The sequence below is a fragment of the Enterobacter sp. 940_PEND genome, assembly GCF_001059415.1.
In the GTDB taxonomy this organism is placed as follows: domain Bacteria; phylum Pseudomonadota; class Gammaproteobacteria; order Enterobacterales; family Enterobacteriaceae; genus Enterobacter; species Enterobacter cloacae_M.
The window spans coordinates 1-19,392 of sequence record NZ_JUMS01000019.1 but is presented as its reverse complement, the minus strand read 5'-3'; the positions used below and the strand labels follow the sequence as shown (position 1 = coordinate 19,392).

Annotated in this window: 28 protein-coding genes, 1 tRNA gene and 3 pseudogenes; 24 read left to right on the top strand and 8 right to left on the bottom strand. The window is 51.7% G+C overall.

Features of this window, described 5'->3' with window-relative positions; all coding sequences use genetic code 11:
• Positions 1-72: 72 nt before the first annotated feature.
• The 8 genes and pseudogenes from ADJ24_RS03890 to ADJ24_RS03860 form a co-directional block, all read right to left on the bottom strand.
• The gene (locus ADJ24_RS03890; protein WP_048702206.1) at positions 73-1,359 is read right to left on the bottom strand and encodes a site-specific integrase; all 1,287 of its coding nucleotides are present in this window, start codon (positions 1,357-1,359) and stop codon (positions 73-75) included.
• Positions 1,359-1,574: an excisionase family protein gene (gene xisR, locus ADJ24_RS03885; RefSeq protein ID WP_010429804.1), complete on the bottom strand. Its 216-nt coding sequence runs from the start codon at positions 1,572-1,574 to the stop codon at positions 1,359-1,361. The genes ADJ24_RS03890 and xisR overlap by 1 nt, the downstream gene beginning before the upstream one ends.
• Before the next feature lie 61 nt (positions 1,575-1,635).
• Positions 1,636-1,875: a DUF4060 family protein gene (locus tag ADJ24_RS03880; RefSeq protein WP_048702204.1), complete on the bottom strand. Its 240-nt coding sequence runs from the start codon at positions 1,873-1,875 to the stop codon at positions 1,636-1,638.
• Positions 1,862-3,763, bottom strand: a complete 1,902-nt coding sequence (locus ADJ24_RS03875; protein WP_048702202.1) for a hypothetical protein — start codon at positions 3,761-3,763, stop codon at positions 1,862-1,864. Before ADJ24_RS03875 ends, ADJ24_RS03880 begins: the two co-directional genes overlap by 14 nt.
• A gap of 222 nt (positions 3,764-3,985) precedes the next feature.
• Entirely contained in the window at positions 3,986-4,258 is a 273-nt protein-coding gene (locus tag ADJ24_RS03870; RefSeq protein WP_048702200.1) for a hypothetical protein, read from the bottom strand.
• A 120-nt stretch (positions 4,259-4,378) separates the two neighbouring features.
• Positions 4,379-4,489 (bottom strand): annotated as a pseudogene (locus ADJ24_RS25475) (hypothetical protein); the annotation flags it as partial.
• Positions 4,482-4,748, bottom strand: coding sequence for a hypothetical protein (locus ADJ24_RS03865; protein WP_096151521.1), 267 nt, complete (start codon positions 4,746-4,748; stop codon positions 4,482-4,484). The gene ADJ24_RS03865 and the pseudogene ADJ24_RS25475, both read right to left, overlap by 8 nt.
• 195 nt (positions 4,749-4,943) lie before the next feature.
• The gene (locus ADJ24_RS03860) at positions 4,944-5,435 is read right to left on the bottom strand and encodes a helix-turn-helix domain-containing protein (protein WP_048702197.1); all 492 of its coding nucleotides are present in this window, start codon (positions 5,433-5,435) and stop codon (positions 4,944-4,946) included.
• A gap of 72 nt (positions 5,436-5,507) precedes the next feature.
• Here ADJ24_RS03860 and ADJ24_RS03855 point away from each other — a divergent pair, with 72 nt between their 5' ends.
• The 24 genes and pseudogenes from ADJ24_RS03855 to ADJ24_RS03745 all read left to right on the top strand — a co-directional run bounded on the left by ADJ24_RS03855 (position 5,508) and on the right by ADJ24_RS03745 (position 19,267).
• Positions 5,508-5,777 (top strand): transcriptional regulator, encoded by a 270-nt coding sequence (locus ADJ24_RS03855; RefSeq protein WP_032663354.1) that lies wholly within the window; start codon positions 5,508-5,510, stop codon positions 5,775-5,777.
• On the top strand, positions 5,777-6,226 hold the full coding sequence (locus tag ADJ24_RS03850) for a toxin YdaT family protein (protein WP_048702195.1): 450 nt from the start codon (positions 5,777-5,779) through the stop codon (positions 6,224-6,226). The genes ADJ24_RS03855 and ADJ24_RS03850 overlap by 1 nt, the downstream gene beginning before the upstream one ends.
• 14 nt (positions 6,227-6,240) lie before the next feature.
• The gene (locus ADJ24_RS25735) at positions 6,241-7,224 is read left to right on the top strand and encodes a hypothetical protein (protein WP_053085146.1); all 984 of its coding nucleotides are present in this window, start codon (positions 6,241-6,243) and stop codon (positions 7,222-7,224) included.
• A 2-nt stretch (positions 7,225-7,226) separates the two neighbouring features.
• A complete protein-coding gene (locus ADJ24_RS03840; RefSeq protein ID WP_048702194.1) occupies positions 7,227-7,967 on the top strand; it encodes an ATP-binding protein in 741 nt (246 codons plus the stop codon).
• 17 nt (positions 7,968-7,984) lie between these two features.
• Entirely contained in the window at positions 7,985-8,641 is a 657-nt protein-coding gene (locus ADJ24_RS03835) for a DUF1627 domain-containing protein (RefSeq protein WP_048702192.1), read from the top strand.
• A complete protein-coding gene (locus ADJ24_RS03830; RefSeq protein ID WP_048702190.1) occupies positions 8,634-8,846 on the top strand; it encodes a hypothetical protein in 213 nt (70 codons plus the stop codon). Before ADJ24_RS03835 ends, ADJ24_RS03830 begins: the two co-directional genes overlap by 8 nt.
• Entirely contained in the window at positions 8,843-9,160 is a 318-nt protein-coding gene (locus tag ADJ24_RS23390; protein ID WP_053085145.1) for a hypothetical protein, read from the top strand. The genes ADJ24_RS03830 and ADJ24_RS23390 overlap by 4 nt, the downstream gene beginning before the upstream one ends.
• Positions 9,157-9,468, top strand: a complete 312-nt coding sequence (locus ADJ24_RS25730) for a hypothetical protein (RefSeq protein WP_053085144.1) — start codon at positions 9,157-9,159, stop codon at positions 9,466-9,468. Before ADJ24_RS23390 ends, ADJ24_RS25730 begins: the two co-directional genes overlap by 4 nt.
• Positions 9,465-9,851, top strand: coding sequence for a DUF1382 family protein (locus ADJ24_RS25465; protein WP_048702187.1), 387 nt, complete (start codon positions 9,465-9,467; stop codon positions 9,849-9,851). Before ADJ24_RS25730 ends, ADJ24_RS25465 begins: the two co-directional genes overlap by 4 nt.
• The gene (locus ADJ24_RS25460) at positions 9,848-10,165 is read left to right on the top strand and encodes a hypothetical protein (RefSeq protein ID WP_048702185.1); all 318 of its coding nucleotides are present in this window, start codon (positions 9,848-9,850) and stop codon (positions 10,163-10,165) included. The genes ADJ24_RS25465 and ADJ24_RS25460 overlap by 4 nt, the downstream gene beginning before the upstream one ends.
• Before the next feature lie 173 nt (positions 10,166-10,338).
• Positions 10,339-10,614, top strand: coding sequence for a hypothetical protein (locus ADJ24_RS03805; RefSeq protein WP_048702184.1), 276 nt, complete (start codon positions 10,339-10,341; stop codon positions 10,612-10,614).
• 177 nt (positions 10,615-10,791) lie between these two features.
• Positions 10,792-11,076 (top strand): annotated as a pseudogene (locus tag ADJ24_RS25455) (dATP/dGTP pyrophosphohydrolase domain-containing protein); the annotation flags it as partial.
• A 298-nt stretch (positions 11,077-11,374) separates the two neighbouring features.
• Positions 11,375-11,734, top strand: coding sequence for a helix-turn-helix domain-containing protein (locus tag ADJ24_RS03795; protein ID WP_032663365.1), 360 nt, complete (start codon positions 11,375-11,377; stop codon positions 11,732-11,734).
• Positions 11,735-11,769: 35 nt separating this feature from the next.
• Complete coding sequence (locus ADJ24_RS03790; RefSeq protein WP_223256814.1) at positions 11,770-12,213, top strand: ImmA/IrrE family metallo-endopeptidase; 444 nt, start codon at positions 11,770-11,772, stop codon at positions 12,211-12,213.
• Between the two features lie 530 nt (positions 12,214-12,743).
• A pseudogene (locus ADJ24_RS03785) lies at positions 12,744-13,109 on the top strand (transposase); the annotation flags it as partial.
• Positions 13,109-13,456 (top strand): IS66 family insertion sequence element accessory protein TnpB, encoded by a 348-nt coding sequence (gene tnpB / locus ADJ24_RS03780; RefSeq protein ID WP_048702180.1) that lies wholly within the window; start codon positions 13,109-13,111, stop codon positions 13,454-13,456. The pseudogene ADJ24_RS03785 and the gene tnpB, both read left to right, overlap by 1 nt.
• 20 nt (positions 13,457-13,476) lie before the next feature.
• Positions 13,477-15,090, top strand: a complete 1,614-nt coding sequence (gene tnpC / locus ADJ24_RS03775) for an IS66 family transposase (protein ID WP_048702178.1) — start codon at positions 13,477-13,479, stop codon at positions 15,088-15,090.
• A gap of 109 nt (positions 15,091-15,199) precedes the next feature.
• On the top strand, positions 15,200-15,523 hold the full coding sequence (locus ADJ24_RS24775; protein ID WP_048702177.1) for a hypothetical protein: 324 nt from the start codon (positions 15,200-15,202) through the stop codon (positions 15,521-15,523).
• 181 nt (positions 15,524-15,704) lie between these two features.
• Positions 15,705-15,872, top strand: coding sequence for a hypothetical protein (locus tag ADJ24_RS25325; protein WP_169815240.1), 168 nt, complete (start codon positions 15,705-15,707; stop codon positions 15,870-15,872).
• A gap of 139 nt (positions 15,873-16,011) precedes the next feature.
• A complete protein-coding gene (locus tag ADJ24_RS03765) occupies positions 16,012-16,308 on the top strand; it encodes a Ref family recombination enhancement nuclease (RefSeq protein ID WP_048702176.1) in 297 nt (98 codons plus the stop codon).
• Positions 16,301-17,953, top strand: a complete 1,653-nt coding sequence (locus ADJ24_RS23380) for a DNA cytosine methyltransferase (protein ID WP_053085143.1) — start codon at positions 16,301-16,303, stop codon at positions 17,951-17,953. Before ADJ24_RS03765 ends, ADJ24_RS23380 begins: the two co-directional genes overlap by 8 nt.
• Positions 17,946-18,302: a RusA family crossover junction endodeoxyribonuclease gene (locus ADJ24_RS03755; RefSeq protein ID WP_048702174.1), complete on the top strand. Its 357-nt coding sequence runs from the start codon at positions 17,946-17,948 to the stop codon at positions 18,300-18,302. Before ADJ24_RS23380 ends, ADJ24_RS03755 begins: the two co-directional genes overlap by 8 nt.
• Positions 18,299-18,904, top strand: a complete 606-nt coding sequence (locus ADJ24_RS03750; protein ID WP_048702171.1) for a hypothetical protein — start codon at positions 18,299-18,301, stop codon at positions 18,902-18,904. Before ADJ24_RS03755 ends, ADJ24_RS03750 begins: the two co-directional genes overlap by 4 nt.
• A 286-nt stretch (positions 18,905-19,190) precedes the next feature.
• Positions 19,191-19,267, top strand: a tRNA-Ile gene (locus ADJ24_RS03745).
• Positions 19,268-19,392: the final 125 nt, after the last annotated feature.

Below are 19,392 nucleotides of genomic sequence, written 5' to 3'. Positions count from 1 at the left end.
ATCTCTTCTCCCTAAAAAATTGGTATGAATAGTTTAACGCTGATTATGGAGTTTGAAACCAGCGCTATGAAATTAAATGACTTTTTTCATGCTCCCTATGCCTTGGGGGCGTCCTGGGGGCAAAGCTGTCGGCATCTGATTGTTCAGCATGTTGACCTGATCCTGGTTCATATCGCCAATCCACTTCGAATAAACCTCATACACCATACGAGCATCCTCATGGCCCATCTGGCTGGCGATAAAGGACGGGTTCGCGCCAGCCATAAGCGTCCAGCAGGCGTAAGTGTGCCGGGACTGATAAGGGTTTCTCTCACGAATACCTGAAAGTTTAGTTCCCTGTCGCCAGCCATACGAAATCGAATTTTTAGAAAAATAGCTCTCATTCACTGAAGATTTCTTTTCAGGCGAAAACACGAAACGCAGATTTTGTTGTTCGGTTTTGCCGATTTCGCGATGATGAAAAATAATCTTCTGGCGCGGGTTGTTGCCGGTGATTTCGTACTGCTCCAGCAGCGCATCATGCGCGGGCTTGAGCAACGTGATCGTTCTGATTCCCGCATCTGTTTTCGGCGGCACAAATACCCGTTTGTTTGTCAGACTCCTGGACACGTGAATCTCACCTTTTTTCAAATCAATGTCATCCCACGCCAGGGCGCAAATTTCGCCGGGCCTCATTCCCGTATGCACGGCAACGATGATGATCAAAGCCAGTTTGCGGGGAAGGGCTGCAATTAGCGCCTGGTACTCATGAAGTAGAAGCGGATCGGGGTCTGCCTTAGATAGCTTGAGCCTGGATACGCCCTCATAAGGAGCGTGTAATATAAACTTACTTCGATTAGCAAGCTTCAGCATTTCTGATAAAACAGCCATCTGTTTATTGACCGTTGAGGGCGCGCGCCCCTTTTTAACCAGGTTAGGCATAGAAGGGTTTAACACGCAGCCCGTCAGCAGCTCTTTGCGATAATGCAGTATGTCAGCGTGTTGAATATCAGCCAGGGGGGTATTTTCTCCCACTACACGCTTCAGGGTGTTAACTGCAGATGTGAGTGAATGCAGAGTAGCTCCTGACACCTCCAGTGCTTTTGTCTCGATGAAAAAATCGCTCAGCTCACTGAACGTCGCGATCCGCTTTGTTGATGAGAATTTTTTAAGGGCCTTTGACTCAGGGAAGCGCGCCGCATAGTCGAACTGGCCGAACTGGATCTCACTTACGATGACGGCGCGAAGGTTTCCCGCCTTCTTGATGTTGCTGCTGTTAACCACCCAGCCACGGAGAACTTCGCGGCAGCGAATGCCGCGATAGGTAAACGTGATCCTGATTTTTCCGTTATGAAGTTCAACGCCGGTTGGAAAGTTCATCATGCTTCCTGAATAAATCTATTAATCAGCGGAAAGTTGTACCAGACCAAAGCGCGTTTGCTTTCCCCACCGGGTACCGCGGGTACTCGCTTAAAATGAACCCCTTCAATCCAGCATCCGAGGCGATAAGCTTTTATTTGCCTGTCATCCAGCCCCGTTTTCTCAGTTAGCTTTCCCGCCACCATCCACTCTTCATCGAAAATGATTTGCGCCATGCTTAACTCCATGACGCCGCCACGATACCGTAGCGGCAGATAGTATATTGATTGTCAAAAATCACCGACCAAGGCCGGGGAGGCACTTAAGATGCCTGACACCGAGCATTGCCGTTGCCACGTAACTACGGGGGCGGTTAACAACCTCAACCGTAATTTTTCTCCCTTGGAACTTGATGGTGTAAAAAGTCTGTTTGTCGCTTCGACCATGCTCGCCGTATTTCTCAAAATGGCATTTGAGCGCTGCGGCGCATGCTGGCCCGCCGATGCTGTCTCCCTTGCTACGGTTAATCAGACGCACAGGAGTCTTCCTGATGGTTGATAACGCTGCGGGCAAGCCCGGCGGCCATAGCCGGTAATTCCTCATACTGATTGCAATATGCCGGGTTGGAACATAAGCCCTGCAGTGCTGCAATGGTCAGCTGCTGCAGGTAGGTAACAGAAGAAAGCGGAGCGTTTGTTTCAGGTGCTGGTTCAGGCCGTGCTTTCGGCTTTGCATTAACGGCCGGTGGATCGAGCACGACAGATTTTTGTGGTTCCGGACGGCGGTATTCAACGATCGCATCAAGCGCTATTTTCTGGCGTTCACTTTGATCATCAGACCATTTATCAAGGATGCAGGCTGCCACCATTTGAATTTCATCATTTTCAAGATCAGGAGAGAGGCAAAATTCAGTATCAGCAATATCTGTGATCATTAAATCTATGAGATGCGTGACCGGATGCCCTGTAAGCAATACATCACCTTCAGCTTCCTCAAGAGACAGTTCCCGGGTGCGACCCGACATCAGGTCGTTAAGGGCGCAGGCAATTTCGATTTCCCGCTCGCTCATTGCCGGACGATTTTCCGTTTTTTCGACCTCATTTGAGGGGGGATTATTAATCAGTGCATCAACAGAGAAGACTCCGCCGCCCAGGTTCTCCACCCGTGGTTGGTCACTCGCTTGCCCTTCTGGTGCTGGGTTCTGAGCGAATGCCTCGTTGAGTTCTTTGTCGAGCTGCGCAGCTTTGGCAGGGCAAACTGCTGGTAACTCAGTTTCGCCAGATAAAGACGGTTTGGTTTCATCATCTTCTTTCTTCTCCGAATTAGAGCGAGCTTTAGGGCGGCAGGCCAAATCAATCGTTTTCTGGTCAGGATGTGCATGATCAGATTCAACCAACTCGCGATTGATGTACTCACGCAATGCGATAGGATCCATCCAGAGGTCGTCCGGTGCGGATTTAATCAGAGCGATGATGGCAGCGCGGGAATAGTCCAGAATCCCGGGGGTAGAGCGTAATTTCTTCCACCAGGCAGTGAAGCGGGTGTCCTGCTCAGCTTCGGCCATGGCCTTGCCAGGAATGAAAAATTTGTTTGGAATTGAGTAAATATCGATTTCGTCGAAGGTGCTCAGAATCGCAACAGCAACCTCTATCTTGAGCGTGGACAGGTTGTGTACCAGATCCGGGCTGCGGTCTGTCTTGTTGCCGCCTCCTAAGGTTGAACTGGTGTCTGTGCGATTTTCTACGGTAGTGGTGGCAGCCTGCGGGCGCTTATCTGCTGGGGTATCAATCCATTTAGCGATCTGCTTTTTGATATCCGGCCACTGTGCTGAATCTTTTGTGTTCTCACGTACCCATACGAGCAGTTGCTCCTGCCGTTCCGGCGCCAGCGCCAGCGCGCGGGTTTCTTTTGCCAGCGCTTCTGCAAGCTCGCGGGCAAAGCTGGGTTCATCATCATTCTTTAGATCGACGATCTGGCCGTACTGCGCTGTAGTGATGCCCGGGACCGGGCCGAACAGTGCGAGGCACGCTGCTCGTGATGCCTGATCGAGCAGCGCAACAGTTTTAATTTCTTCCTGTGCCTTGTTGTCGTCCCATTCCGTTTTTTCTTCGGATTCTGGCTGTGGTGCCGCAGCTGGTTCACCTGCATTCACATTCCAGATAGCAACGGTATCGAAAAATTCAGGAGAGAAAACATCAAGCTCAGGGCAGGGTAACTCTTCGCGGTGCTCCCAGATTTTTACCTTAAAGTAATCATCAATATGTTCTGGATGTTCGGCCGCCAGCCTGCCGAAAATAACAGCTTCAGCGATGGCTTTTGTGGCCGCATTGACAGCAGTAGCAAGTGGCTTTAAATCTGGGTGTTTTTTCAATGCTTTATCTTTTGGGAAATAAGCACCGCCGAAAACTTTCAATTCAACAGACATAAGGACCTCGATTAATATTTAGAAAATGAATTTGAACGAAATGTTTTGCGAGTAACACGCCTAATGCTTTTTAACGCGTTACGTCTTTCTCTTTTTTCATTGCATTGCTTACATAAATAAATCGTGCGCTTAAAGGGGTATATGTCTGTTTTCCTTTCATGCATTTCCGATTTTTTATATTCGTGACAGCAAACAGCGCAATGACAAATGATGTCATCCATATCAGTTAAGTTGTTGACGTTTGTGATCGTAATAAGACATGCCACAAGCGTTCTGCGCTTCTGCGAAGTTCACAGACAGTAAGCTAATGTGCTTAACAGCACAAACCGGACAATGAAATTCACCGAGCACGTAGCCGCCGTCAAGCACAACGGTTACAGGGCCTGAGGATGGCAAATGAACCACGCCCGAAATAACACCATTAATATTAAACGTCGCGATTTCTTTATTTACGATTGCGAGACCCATTTCAATAGTTGTTAATTTTACTTTCATTTTGCATTCCTTAATTTATGGTGCGGAATTACCTGCCGTTTAAGGTATATGTATCTGAATGTGGAAGTGTTATATATCTGCTAAATAAAAACGCTTATTTAGTTTGTGGAAAATTAAGAGTTAAGGGTTCCCTTTTTGAGCCAGTAAATAACAGAACTGGCGGATTCTGGCTGTAATCCAGTTAAGACGAACGGCCTGCTGTCTTACCGGTTTGCGTGCGAAATCAATCATCATAGGACTCCAGTTCGCCAGAGAGAACGCCTCGGATTTTCTGAATCTCGCTACGTGCAGCATCTCGCTGTTGATGCATGAATTGCTTAACAAGAGATAAAGCCTCTAAGACCACTTCTTGATCCGGGCTCTTCATGTGTTCTGCTGCAGAAATTACTGCTACACGAGCTAATTCAAGGTTTTCGAGACCCGAGAGAACATCAGATTCGATACTTGCGAATCCTGCGTACTTAGTTGCTAGTTTCAGTGCGTTTTTCATATCACCCTCGTTTGCCTTATCGCCGGCCAGCGGAACGTTTACCTGTCGCACCTGTTGTGCTTCGATGAGTAGAGAATACAACATAAAGTAGATGTGTCAACACTAAAAGTAGAAAATAAGGAGGTGTTTGCTACATAAGGTAGTGTGTGAGGGCGTAAAAAAACCCGGCATGTACCGGGTTCTTATGGAATTATATTATTTTTGGGGGGTGTTTGCGTACTTCAGGAAGAAATCATAAAGCTGTTTATACCGCATTTCGAAAGCCAGTAGCATGTTTTTGGCTTCGACACTAGGGAACTGACGAAACACTCTAACCAATCGCTTTTCATCTTCGCTTAACTCTCTGAATTCCGCATCACTGTCCACATTTGGTTCTGATGCATGGAAGCCGGAAAACTCAGTCTCCGGGAGAATACCTGTCGCGCTGTCGCCCTCGCCGTAGTCAAGCCAGGCCGCTTGGACATTCAGCCAGTCAGCTATCTTTTGCAATTTCTCATCGCGTGGCTTGGCCGTGCCCAGCGTATAACGACGGGCCATTTCGTATGTGACATCGCAAGCCAGGCTTAAATCCTTTACAGAACGGCGCTGTCTGCGCATTTCTTCGGTCAGCCGGTTAGCGAAATCCTGATGTTTATTCGCTTTTTCTACCATAGGTAGAAGAGTAAGGCACGGCGCGTTCATAGTCATTTCTATTTTTCGTAGTTGTATTTTCTACTTTATGTAGTATATTGCAGTCATCGACTTATTCTGGAGAACACGATGACTACTTCATACAAGAACATAACCGAAAAGGCAGTGAGGTCGATTGGCTCTGTTTCGGCCGTCGCCCGCAAATTCAACTTTAAGTCCTCACAGTCAGTTGCCAACTGGATTATCCGAAACCGAGTTCCAAGTGAGCGAGTTATCAAGCTCTGTGAATTTGGCGGCTGGACAGTAACCCCGCACGAGTTACGTCCTGATTTGCATCCAACCCCTACCAGTGGAATTCCTGTTCAGGATATCCCACGCGCGCAGAAGGAGTCTGACTGATGGAAATCAAAAAGCTGGCATGCGAGTTGGAGTCCTGGGCGCAGGAAAAGGGCTGGAAGACGGTCACGCAGCTGATAACGCCGCATCACTTCGGCGATCTGCTTCAGCCATTGGATAACGTGACGGACCCAGATGAGTACGCGCGCCGACTGCACAACAACAAGCAGATAATTCAGCGCGCGTTCCGTAACGATACGCCGAATTATCTCAAGCAGGCGCAAGCGCTGAGCTATGCCATCCGCACCGCCATTGATAACGAACTGGAGCAGAAGGACTGCATGCTCTACCGGGCTGCCAGGGTTAACAAAGAGTGTATCGAAGCCACCAACGCGGTATTCACCGGCAAACCGCAACCGATTATCAGGCGGGAGACTCTGGAAGCGATTGATGCGCTGGCGCAGATGGCTGGTGTGAAAGTCCAGATCATGAACTGTCATCGCGCGGCATAAGGGTCAGTGAAGCCATGAATCCATCTGACATCATTCGCGGGTTCGGTCGTCCGGTTGCGTATTACCCGGCGCTGGCCGAACACCTCGGCGGCGTTAGTGCCACCGTTCTGTTTTGCCAGATGACCTACTGGATGGACAAGCTCACCTCCGATCTGGGTGTGCATAAAACCTCAGAGGAAATCCAGGCGGAAACCGGTCTGAGTTACGAAGAGCAACTGACGGCACGGAAAAAGCTTAAACGCCTTGGGGTTCTGGTAGAAACCCACAAGCGGCTTGAGCACCGGATTTACTTCAAAGTCAACTTCGAGCGCGTGGATCAGGTATTGACGCAAGTTGTTGATAATAAACCAAATGGACAAAACCCATTTCGGGAGCAGGGGAAAGCCCAATCCGGTAACAAGGAAATGCCTTGTTCGGGAACTGGGGAAAGCCCAGCCCGCGGAGACGGCAAAGCCCATTTCGATCCTACAGAGATTACTACAGAGATTACTACAGAGACTACTACAGAGAATAAAAACACTTCTTGTCCGGACGCTTCGCTGTCGGACGAACAACTGACCAAAGAGGCGTTTTTAAATCGTCATCCAGAGGCCGTGGTTGCACATGCAGGAAAACGACAGTGGGGAAGCAAGGAAGATCTGACCTGCGCTCAGTGGATGTGGAGCCGCATCGTCAAGCTTTATGAAAAAGCCGCTGAGACAGACGGGGAACTGGTGCGTCCTAAAGAACCAAACTGGGCAGCATGGTCCAACGAAATCCGGTTGATGTGTGCCGTTGACGGCAGGACGCATAAGCAAATTTGCGAAATGTTTTCGCGTGTACAGCGTGATCCGTTCTGGTGCCGCAACGTGATGTCACCATCAAAACTGCGCGAAAAATGGGATGACCTGGTTCTTCGCCTACCGTCGCCGGGAGCGGCGCAACACCAGGCTGGTGGTCGGGATATTAATCACATTTCCCGCCCGGATAACACAGTTCCGCCAGGATTCAGGGGGTAAGCATGCAAAACGCAGGTTCGATTCTCGATCGCCTTCGCCGTGTTATTCCGGCAGGCATTGAACCCAAATTCAAAAGCGCAGCTGAGCTGATGGCCTGGCAGCGCGAAGAAGGGCAAAAGCGCGCAGCGGAGATCGACAAGATCAACCAGCAGGCGCGGGCAGAGAAAATTTTCGGGCGATCCGGAATCCAGAACCTGCACCGCAGTTGTAGCTTCGCGAACTACACGGTGGAGGGCGACGGCCAGCGGCATGCTCTGAGTATGGCAAAGAGCTATGCGCAAAATTTTGGTACCGGGTTCGCCAGTTTCGTTTTCACCGGAAAGCCTGGTACCGGGAAAAACCACCTCTCAGCGGCGATCGGAAATTATCTGCTGAAACAGGGCCGAACGGTTCTGATTGTGACGGTGCCGGATCTGACCTTACGCGCCCGGGCCTGCTACGACGAAGGGCAGTCTGAAGCCGCGTTGCTGGATGACCTCTGCAAAGTGGATCTGCTGGTGCTCGACGAAGTCGGCATTCAGCGCGATAGCCGCGGCGAGAAAGTTTTATTGAACCAGATTATCGATCGCCGCCTGGCCGCAATGCGCCCGGTTGGCGTTCTGACCAACCTGAATTACGACGCGCTGGTAGAGACCCTGGGGGCAAGGGTTATCGATCGCCTGCGCATGGATAACGGCATTTGGGTGAACTTTGACTGGGAGAGCTATCGCGGAAACGTTAGCCACCTGAGACCTGTTAAGTGAATTTTAAGGAGAAAATTATGGAAACCGTACTTGATGCACTGAAAGCCATGAAAAAAGCGACATATCGCGAGGTTGCTGCCCGTCTGGATATCGAGCCCGTTGAAGCGCTGAACATGCTGCGCGAGCAGAAAGAGCAGGGACTGTGTGATTTTGTGGATGGCGGCTGGTTCCTCGGTACCGCGACAGAGCAGAAGCCGAAGCGTATCAGACCCAAGCAGCAGTCGCCGCTGGTTGATAGGGTGCTGTCAGCAATGCAGGGGCAGGGGGCCATGACCGCCAATCAGGTCGCAGAAAAACTGGGTAAAGGTTCGCGAGCCCTGAATGCTTCGCTGGGTGCAATGTGCAAGGACGGTCTGGTCCTGCGCCATGTTGACGGTAAAAACATCACCTGGAGCCTGGCGGGTGAACCGGCAATAAAGCCAGAGCAGCAGGAGCCAGCACCAGAGGTTAGCGAGCAAGCAGCGGCGCCAGCCTGCAAATCCACCGCCGAAATTATTCAAGATATCCCGACTTTCGCCAGCCGCCCGGATGATCTGATTATTCCGTCATCGCGTTATATCTCGACCGAAATCCGCCGCACAAAAGCGAAGCTGGCAAATCTGCAGCGTCTTCAGGGTGCCGTTCGCGAGCTGCGCCGCCACAAGAATCTGCTGGAGGGGCTGGGGAATGACTGATTTACCTAACTGCCCGAACTGTGGGTTGAAACCGGCCATGAAATTACGCAGCCGCGGCATGAACTGGGGTTCGGCAGAGGTACGCTGTTCGAACGGTTGTCCAGGTATACGCGCCGGGTTCTCATTTCCGCCAGATCACGAGGCTCAAGCCCGTAAAATCCTGTGCGAAAAATGGAAAAAGCTGGTGGAGGATAAAGCCCAATGAGCAACGCTATCGACTCGCACCTGACCGATGCGGTGATCAATGCAGCTTTCGAAAACACTAATTTCGGACGCACTGATTTCCGGACCATCCTGGCTGAAACAGTAATGAAACGTGCTGCCGGGTATCACTCTGGCTGGACTGCAACAACTATCTGCATGGGACTTGGGCTACTCGGTAAACAGGAACGGCCAACTAAGCTTGGCCTGACTTTCGCTTTCCATCACTACTACAAACCATTTGTTCGTGAAGCGCTGATGCCGGATAGCAGCCTTGAAATATGGCAAAAACTTGGAGCCCAGGAGGCCGCCCAATGAGCAACATCGACAAACAGGCTCACCAGGTGAGCAGATATGACCTAGTTAGTGGATACATGCAGAAGTGGCCTGATGGTGAGTTCGTTTATCACTCCGACTATCAGGCGCTGCTGGATGAGCTGGAAGCCAAGGACAAGCGGATTGCAGAGCTGCAGGCGAGCCACGGCAACCTTCGTGAGGCAATGGCTGGCATTCACAACACAATCACTGGCGGAGGAGCACATACGCCGCTGGCAGCCATTCTGAATGCATCCAAACGCGCATACGAAGAGTCAGCTGCCGCAGCCGGTAAAGGAGATGCATCATGAAAACTTTAGCCATTGGCTGGCTCAACAAATGCCGTTGCGGCAACAAATCACACACGGTAAAGACCGCTCGCGGAAATAATGCCGGTTTGTGGGATGACGATGCCGTTAAGTGCAATTCTTGCGGTCGTGGCGGCGTCATTCAGGTCTGTGAGGGACAGGCGCGAGTTTTATGGGAAACCGATGAAGAGATGGCTGAGAACAAGCCCATGAGCACTATTACCAAAGAATGGCTGCAGAAAGCAATTAGCCAGCACGAAGCCACCCGCGATGAAATCCCGTTCGGCCTGGATGAAGAGGACAGAAACACGCTGGCCGCCGAGCTATCGCGACGGCTTGAGCAGATGGCAGTCGAAGCCGAGAAGCATGAAGGCGGTGCAGCATGACAATCGAAAAACAGAGGTTGCGTGAAGAGTTATCTAACCCGGCAATCGGTAGTAATGCACACCTGAGAAAGTTAGCGCTGGCGCTACTGGATGAGCTGGAATCCGCAGAGAAGCAGTCAGCAGTGCGATTAGAGGCGCTAGATAATCGCATCGCTGAGCTAAATACAATGAGGTATCGGATTAAAACCCTTAACGGCACAGTAGATATCGTTGATGGGCAGCGTGACCGATGGATGGAACGTTGTAAAGATGCAGAAGCGAAGCTGGAAGCCGCAGAGAAGCGGATTGCAGAGCTTGAGCGCGACGAAACATAGTTAATCAAAGAGCGAGACAGCGCGGAGAAGGCGCTCGCTGATATGTATGAGGTCGCCATGGGTGAGCGCCCTGAATGGAGCAACCTATTCGGATACGCTGAAGCTATTGATGATGTTGCCCAGCACACCAATCTTCTCGATCTCGCGGCTGTTACCGGGAAAGGAGAGTGAGCATGGCTAAATTTACAGACGTACACGACCTGTTAACTGCTTATCAAAAACAGGCGCGTAAAGTACCCGCAAAGGGCGTTTATGCATCAAAACAGCGGCGTGAGGAAGTACAGGCGGCGCACGCAAGAAAGGTAATTCGTCAGCGCAAACGCTCTGTTGGGAAGTCCAATAAATTAGGGGGCCGTCGCCGGGCTGAAGTGTTGGCGGCGCTAATTTGCGAGATGAATTTTTGGGCTCTGGTGTGTCGATCTAACCGTCAGCAGATGAATAAGGAATAAACGATGGGCATTATTACCACAGAGCGCCTGACAAAAATCCTCTCTGAAACCCAGGCGGTAATTAGCGAATGTAACGCGCGTGGTGTTCATGGGTCCGTAGAGGTGAATGCCCGGTTGTTTGAAAATGTGTTGATGGAGTTATTGCGACAGCGCGCCGCCATGGGAAAAACCGAACCGCGCAAAGCCGTTCGCAGCGATCACGCTGAATGGTCACAGTCGACGTTTGGCGACGTAGGTCCTGTCGGTCCTCTTAAGCACCTCTCGAAAGAAGCTTTGGAGGCAGCAGCTGAGCCTGAGGATCTCAGTGAGTGGGCTGATATGCAATTCCTGTTATGGGATGCTCAGCGCCGCGCAGGTATCAGCGACGAACAAATAACGCAGGCGATGATTGATAAGCTGGCATTGAATAAGACTCGTCAATGGCCTGAACCGAAAGACGGTGAGCCACGGTTACACATCAAAGCAGCATCGCCGCAGGAGGTGAAAACGTGTACCTGATGGAGCTTTTATCAGGGGCAGTATGGCTGGTAGTTTTAATCCTGCTGGTGGTGCTGGCTATGAGAAGAATTGATTATTGATTAAGCACTTACCCGCTTAGGCGGGTTTTTTATGAATGAGATTACTAGTGTAAGTGTATTTTTTTTACTAAAAAGGTTTAATTAATTTTTGTGTGTGGTAAAGTTAAGACACTAGATTATAAGCGCCCCATCAGACCCGCCCTGAGCGAGTCTGTTAAAACCAACCAATCGAGGATTAAATCATGGCACTCACTGAATTCGGTAAGGCCGTCAGAAAAGCGAGGATAGATACTGGCAGCACACTTTTAACTATGTCCCAGGAACTGGATACAACACCTGCGTTTCTCAGTGGTTTAGAGACTGGTAGCAAAAAAATACCTCAGAAGTGGATTAAGAAGATTGATTCTTACTTCAAATCTAAAGGTATAGAACTTAAAGGATTGCAGGAACTTGCTGCGGTTGCGAACGATTCTGTTCCGGTAAATGGATTATCTCAGCAGCAGAAAATGCTGGTGGCGGGCTTTGCTAAGTCGCAATTCACACCAGAACAGTTAAAGAGCTTTGCAGATTTACTGCAAAAGATTAATAACAATGAGGGTTGATTATGTACCAGATGAGAGGAAACAGGGTGTCGCCGATGCAAGAAGAAGAAATAGCCTACAGAGCTATCAACTTCTGTAATGCCATTGGCCTAACAACCTCAAAGCGCAGAAGAAAGCGATATGACATGTTTTTCGAAAGCCTGTCAATTTATGGGGTAACTCTCGATGTTATGGAAGATAAAGATTGGGAGGCCCTGACGTACGATCTAACAATCGGACATTGTGACCCTGCCTCTCTAACCATTACTGTGCCCAATAAGATTTATGTAAATGCCTGCCTAGGGGAAGAGCACGCTCTCGCTGTTATTTTCCATGAACTAGGGCATTTGCTTCTTGGGCACAAACCGGTTTTACACTTCTCAGCTAAAGAACCAACCCGTGTTGAGGATGCTGAATGGCAAGCAGACACATTTGCAGATATCGCGCTGGAAGCTATTGGCGTGAGAACACAACAGATGTCATTCGACTTTTACATGTAAAAAGCCCTGCGCTAACAGGGCTTTCAGGGGCGGAAAGTGCGCTAACACGTTCCGTTGAGTATGGAGGCAATCCAACCACGACACTCTTCTTAGACAGCCGAAGTGTAGTGGTTCTCCTAACAAAGTGCAACCTGTGTGGATTTACAGGTAAGCAGGGAAACCGAAGCTATGGCTATGGGCACCTGTCGCAAATGTGGTTGTCCGTGTGAGATCATTTTCCGCTACTCTGTTTGTGTAGATGGTGTGATGCGTCATGCGAAAAAAGGGAAACCTTTCCCGATTCCACTTTGCAGCTGCAGCGGAAAGCATGCAGCGTGAGATAAAGTACTGACAAACCCGCTTCGGCGGGTTTTTTTATGCCAATACCAAAAACCCTTTAACGTTTCGTGCTGTTAGTAAGCGCCCCGTCAGCGACGTCTGTCGACGAACCTTTAATCCGGCGATGATAGAGTCCACTTAATTTTTAATGGACTCTATCACAAATGACAGAACCGACAGCCCCACGCCAGCGGGCAACCTACTCCATGCCGTTCAAACTCGACCTGGTTCAGCGATCACTGCAACCCGGTGCCTGTGTGGCACAACTCGCCCGCCAGAACGGGATTAATGACAACCTGCTGTTCACCTGGCGTCAGCGCTATCGTCATCTGGTTGATGCGCCATCTGATGAGCATCCGGCACCAGCCATTATCCGTGACGATATCGTTCCTGTTGTGACCGCCGAATACTCTCAACCCGTGCTGCCCGCTGTCCCGGCATCATCAGCACAGAGCCTGCCACCGGATACCGGGCAACGCTGTGAGGTCAGCATCGGCCGTGCACGCCTGAAGCTGTCCGGCAATCTCACCCCGGCCATGCTGTCGGCACTGGTTCGCGAACTGAAGAGAGGTGGCTGATGATATCCCTTCCTACAGGTTCCCGCATCTGGCTGGTGACGGGCGTTACGGACATGAGAAACGGCTTCAACGGCCTGGCCTCCCGCGTGCAGAATGTCCTCAACGATGACCCGTTCAGCGGCCACCTGTTCATCTTCCGGGGGCGCCGTGGTGATATGGTAAAGCTGTTGTGGTCCGATGAGGATGGTCTGTGCCTGTTCATCAAACGTCTTGAGCGTGGACACTTCGTCTGGCCCGCTGTCAGCGACGGGAAGATCCACCTGACCCCGGCGCAACTGGCTATGCTGCTGGAAGGCCTCAACTGGAAACATCCGCAGTCATCACAACGTCCTGGCCTGCGGGTGTAACTTGTTGTAATGTCGGGTGTATGAAAAATGAACTCCCTGACGATATCGACCAGTTAAAAGCCCTGCTGCGTAAACAGCGGACGATGCTGAACGACCAGCAGACCCGCTTGCGTCAGTATGCAGGCCAGCTGGCGGGTTATGAGCAGGAAATCAACCGTCTGAAAGCGCAACTGGATAAACTGCGGAGAATGTTGTTCGGTCAGAGTTCGGAAAAGAGCCGTAATAAGCTGGAAAACAAAATCCGCCAGGCAGAGAAACGGCTGGCAGAGCTGGAAAACCGTCTGGAGGCGGCAAAAAACGGCCTGAACGACGACAAACCGGTCCAGGATGCGCCAACAGATGCTGAGGTTGCGCCACAAACGACGCCAGAAAACCCCGCCCGCAACACCTCCCGAAAACCGCTGCCAGCCGACCTGCCACGGGAAACACAGACTCTCCAGCCAGCGGACAGCGTCTGCCCGTCCTGTGGTGGAGAGCTGAAGGTGATGGGCGAAACCATCTCTGAGCAACTGGAGATCATCAACACCGCCTTTAAAGTCATCGAAACGGTCCGTCCAAAACTGGCGTGCAGCCGGTGCGACGTTATCGTGCAGGCGCCACTCCCGGCCAAACCAGTAGAAGGCAGTCGTGTGGGCAGCAGCCTGCTGGCCCGTATCCTGGTCGGAAAATATGTGGAGCATACGCCGCTGTACCGACAGTCTGAAATCTACGCCCGTCATGGACTGACGCTGAGTCGTAACACGATGGTCCGCTGGGTCGCGATGATGGGCAACCGGCTTCGTCCGCTGTATGAGGCACTCAACCAGTACGTTCTGCAGGCTGGCAAGGTGCACACGGATGACACGCCGGTCAGGGTGCTGGAGCCAGGGAGTGGTAAAACGCGAACCGGTCGCTTGTGGGTCTACGTCCGGGATGACCGCAACGGCGGGGCGGCAGAACCGCCAGCTGTCTGGTTCTCGTACTCAGCAGACCGGAAGGGAGAACACCCGCAGCGGCATCTCTGTGGGTACAGAGGCGTGCTTCAGGCCGATGCGTACGGCGCTTACGACGCGCTGTATGAGTCCGGGCACATCAGAGAAGCGGCGTGCATGGCGCATGCCAGACGAAAAATCCATGACGAGCATGTGCGGCGACCAACAGCGATGACGGGTGAAGCGCTGAAACGGATAGCCGCGCTGTACATTATCGAAGCCGAAATCCGTGGGCTCCCGCCGGGTGAGCGACTGACAGCCAGAAAGGAGCGGACGGTCCCGCTGATGCAGTCGTTGTATGACTGGGTACAGGAGCAGATGAAAACGCTGTCGGAACACGCTGAGATGGCGAAGGCGTTCGCGTACATGCTGAAACAATGGGATGCGCTGAACGAATACTGCCGCAACGGTCAGGTAGAGATCGACAATAACATCGGTGAAAACGCGTTGCGCTCAGTGGCAGTTGGCAGAAAAAATTATCTGTTCTTCGGCTCTGATAACGGCGGTGAGGCCGCGGCGGTCATCTACAGCCTGGTTGGCACCTGCAAGCTGAACGGCGTGGAGCCGGAAGGCTGGCTGCGTGATGTTATAAGCAAGATCAACGCCTGGCCTTCAAACCGGCTACATGAACTGCTGCCCTGGAACCTCTCTTCTGTAAAATAATCCTTACGACCACGCTCAGGACGGAGCGCTTACTGCTGTTAAGCCGTTGATCAATTTTATGCATGAGTGTACTGTATAAATATACAGTTTATTTGCAGGGGGGGTTATTATGGGGTTTCCATCACCAGCAGCAGACTACGCAGAACAGACGCTCACTATCACCAGCCTTTGCGGCAATGACGGGAATTGCCGCACCATCGAAACATCCGCCGGTTACGCGATCATAAACGTCGCCAGAAAGCCGGAAGTGGGTGACACAGTCTTGGTTTCGTTCTGCGGCAGTCTGGATTTCGCAAAAGTGCAGGGGAAAGCGCTGATCACTCAGGATGGTGAGGCTATTGAGGGCGACGCGCTGGATGATGCGACTGTAATGGGCGTGGTAACGCACTTATTGAATCGCGTAACAGATACAGACAACAGACCGGTGATATAAGCGCCATGATTCCTGTGCAATAAGAACCGATCGGTTATACAGATCAATTACTGTTAATTGATCTATCTAACCTATTAGACGTTCGATGGAAGGGCTGCTTAAGTTACGTTCAGCGCGCAGGGAGAAAAAGGGACGGCCCCGATTTATCGTGGGATAGCTGATTTGAATAGGATTTTTCGTTATGAATGAGCAAGAATTAATCGCTGCCGTTCGCCCAGCTGGACGCTATGAAGTGGTGAGCCATGAGGATGGCTCCTTTGTTGTGATTCCAGTGCCTGCTGAAGCAATGCTGATTACCCGGGAAGCACTGAGACAATGCCTTGAGCGCTTCCGCAACCCTGACAACTGATTTATAATAATCAAGCTGGTCTGAACAACCAGCGCCTGTCGCACCATCACCGGAGAAAAGTGATGGCGCAAATAACTACCTCGAATTACTCACACCGCCAGTCTATGTGCGGTGTTTCTGCTTATGCTGGTGGTCCAGCATGAAGAAAGCAGATAGCCTCCATCTTTCGCGTGTGGCCGCACTGGGCTGCATCGTGTGCAGAAACCAGAACCTGGGCGAGACGCCCGCGGAAATCCACCACATCCGAACCGGACAGGGCACAAGCCAGCGCGCTGAGCATCGGAAATCAATTCCCCTGTGCCATATGCATCATCGCAACGGCGGTTATGGTGTGGCGATTCACGCTGGCCGCCGCGCCTGGGAAATGAAGCACGGTACCGAAGCAGAGCTGCTGGTGCAGGTTCTCTATTTGCTGGGAGAGCCTGCCGATGAATAAGCCAGTCAGTTACGGCTCAGTGTGCAGCGGCATCGAGGCCGCCAGCGTGGCATGGCATTGCCTGGGCTGGCAGCCAGCATGGTTCGCTGAGATAGAAAAATTCCCCTCCGCTGTTCTGGCGTACCGTTGGCCGGACGTCAGCAACCTGGGCGACATGACGCAAATCGCCGCGGCAATCCGTGCCGGAAAAATCGAAGCGCCTGATGTGCTGGTGGGGGGCACCCCTTGCCAGGCGTTCAGCGTTGCGGGTTTACGTAATGGGCTTGCCGGCGAAAGCTGCGCGCTGGAATCACCAGGGAAGCGATGGTCAAACGCTGGTTATGTGCTGGGACCAGAAAGAGCTATTGCCTGGCGAGTGCTCGACGCTCAATTTTTCGGAGTGGCCCAACGACGCAGACGTGTGTTTGTTGTCGCAACAGCTCGAGGGGATATCGATCCCGCAAAAATTCTTTTTGAGTCCGAAGGCCTGCGCCGGAATTCTCCGCCGAGCAGAAAAACGAGGCAAATCCTTACCTCAGATGCTGGCTATCGCGTTGCTAACGGTAGTCACTGGGATGGGGAGCATAATCCACATCCAACGCTGAATCAGTCATTCAATACTGGCGGGATCGGTGCGAGTAATCAGGAATTATTCAGTCAACGCGGCAGTGGGATCGTTGGGGCATTCCGCATGCGAGCTTTCGGCGATTACGCAAGCGACGAGACAGCATCAACAGTTAAAGCTCGCGATCACAAAGATGCGACCGATTTAGCTGTGACTTACTCTGACGTCAGCAGGACTCTGCTGGCTAAATCCAATGACAGCATGGATGAGACGCTTCAAACTTACGCCATTCATGGTACTCAGGATCCAGATACCCTCGCAGATATGGCTCACACCCTGGGCCGCAATCACGGTCAGGAAAACGCGGTTATCGCGTTCAGCTCTAAGGATAGCGGTCATGATGCCTCAGCAGAAGTTTCGCCGACCCTAAGGGCAGGGAATAGCAAGGTCAGCAACCAGAATGCTGGATCACCACCAGCGGTTGCTTATTGCATCCCTGGAAACTGGATAGGCCGCGCGCCTCACAATGGCGGAAACTCAACAGAGTCGCTGCACCAGATTTCACCTTGCCTTACCGCTACGGATCATCATGGAGTGGTTTATGCTTTTGTAGAAAATACGCAAGGTCAGGTAAGGCTGCAGGATGGAGATGGGCAAATTACAGGTCCGCTATCAACTGGCGGCGGCAAGCCAGGGCAGGGCTATCCAGCAATAGCTTACGCATTCAAGGGAGGCCAGGGAGCAAAAGCTCATGGAATAGGTTATGCCTGCGAACAGGCACCTACGCTTACCAGCGCAAATAGTGGGAGCAATCAGGCTCCTGCAATCATGCAAAACATGGCCGTTCGCCGTCTGACTCCTGTCGAGTGCGAACGCCTGCAGGGCTTCCCCGATAACCACACCCTGATCCCCACACAAAAACGTAAGCAGCTCACCGCTGAAGAATATGCCTACCTGCGCCACCACCGGCCAGAACTGACTGCAGAGCAGGCTTTCCTCCTGGCCGCTGATGGACCGCGCTATAAAGCGATCGGAAATTCAATGGCGGTACCGGTGATGCGCTGGATCGGCTCCCGCATACAGGAGGCGCTGCGTGCCTAAATACATCATCACCCCAGTGGGAAAACCCCGCATGACCCGCGCTGATAAGTGGAAGCAGCGCGCGCCGGTGATGCGTTATCGCATGTTTTGCGATGAAGCCCGCCTGCATGGAATCCGGGTGCCGGAGAACGGCGCCCATATCACCTTCGTTTTGCCGATGCCCCAGAGCTGGAGCAAGAAAAAGCGCGCGTCTATGGACGGCCAGCCACACCAGCAAAAGCCCGATCTGGACAACTTAACAAAATCTCTGTTGGACGCCTTGTTTGAGGATGACTCCCACATTTGGGACGCCCGGACATCAAAAATATGGGGCGAAACCGGAATGATATTTATCGAGGATATGAAATGACGCCACGCCAGAAACGCCAGTATCTTGAAGGGCTGGGAAAAACAGCAATGGCACCACGTAAGAGCTGGCTGGGAAAAAGTATTCTCCTGAATGATGTTCAGTCCGGCTGGATAAAATCTCTGCTTACAGTGTGGGGTGAATGCGTACGCGGTGGCACAGCACCGGCGAAACCATGCGGGCACTCATGCTGGAACGTAATCAGAGGAAAGAACTGGTCAGACAAAGCCCTTGAGCGGTTTACTGCAGCGCTGAACCAGGCGAGAGAAGAAGGATTTCGCGGTGAGCTGGCAATGAAACGGGCGCGCGCCATTCTTTGGCCGGAGCCGCCGACCAGCATTATTGACGAGGCTATAAGTAGTGATGACGGTGAATTTATGGAGGGCGTAGTGCTGCAGGCGTTCGACCTGAAGGATCCGGTTTACATCGTTGGCCGCCAGTATTACACCACCAGGAAAAAAATCTCTGACATCACCAGGGAACTGCAAACCCTGGCCCCATGGCTAACCGAATCGGAAGCCAGAAAGCGGGTGCGCTGGTGCCTGGAGATATTCAGGGCAAAGGTTTTTCTGTCGGCGAGGACCAGCCCGAAAGAAGATTCATGATCAGTTTTGTATTAGCAAAAAGTGCTATTTATTCTGAATGATGTTGAAAACGGGCCAGAAAATCAGATAATCTATTCATGCTTGGCAGAGCTGCGCCACGATGGCAGCGATGTAAAGCGACAATTTGAAAAAACTTTAAACCCCGCCTGCCGGGGTTTTTTGTTATCCGGCGATACGACAGGGGTATTCGCGAAGGTGCATTGCACCAGTACCCCTGTCATATGGTCGGATTTCATAAGACCTTAATGTTGCAAGGGTAGTTTCGTTTATGTATTATCTCGCTCCCGGCCCTTTAGCTCAGTTGGTTAGAGCGTGCGACTCATAATCGCCCGGTCGCTGGTTCGAGCCCAGCAAGGGCCACCAAACCGCCACTAGCTCATCGGGAAGAGCGACAACCTTGGTGTTGTAGTACGGGGGGCGAGGCTCCGGTGGCGGACCATGCCGACTTAGCTCAGTAGGTAGAGCAACTGACTTGTAATCAGTAGGTC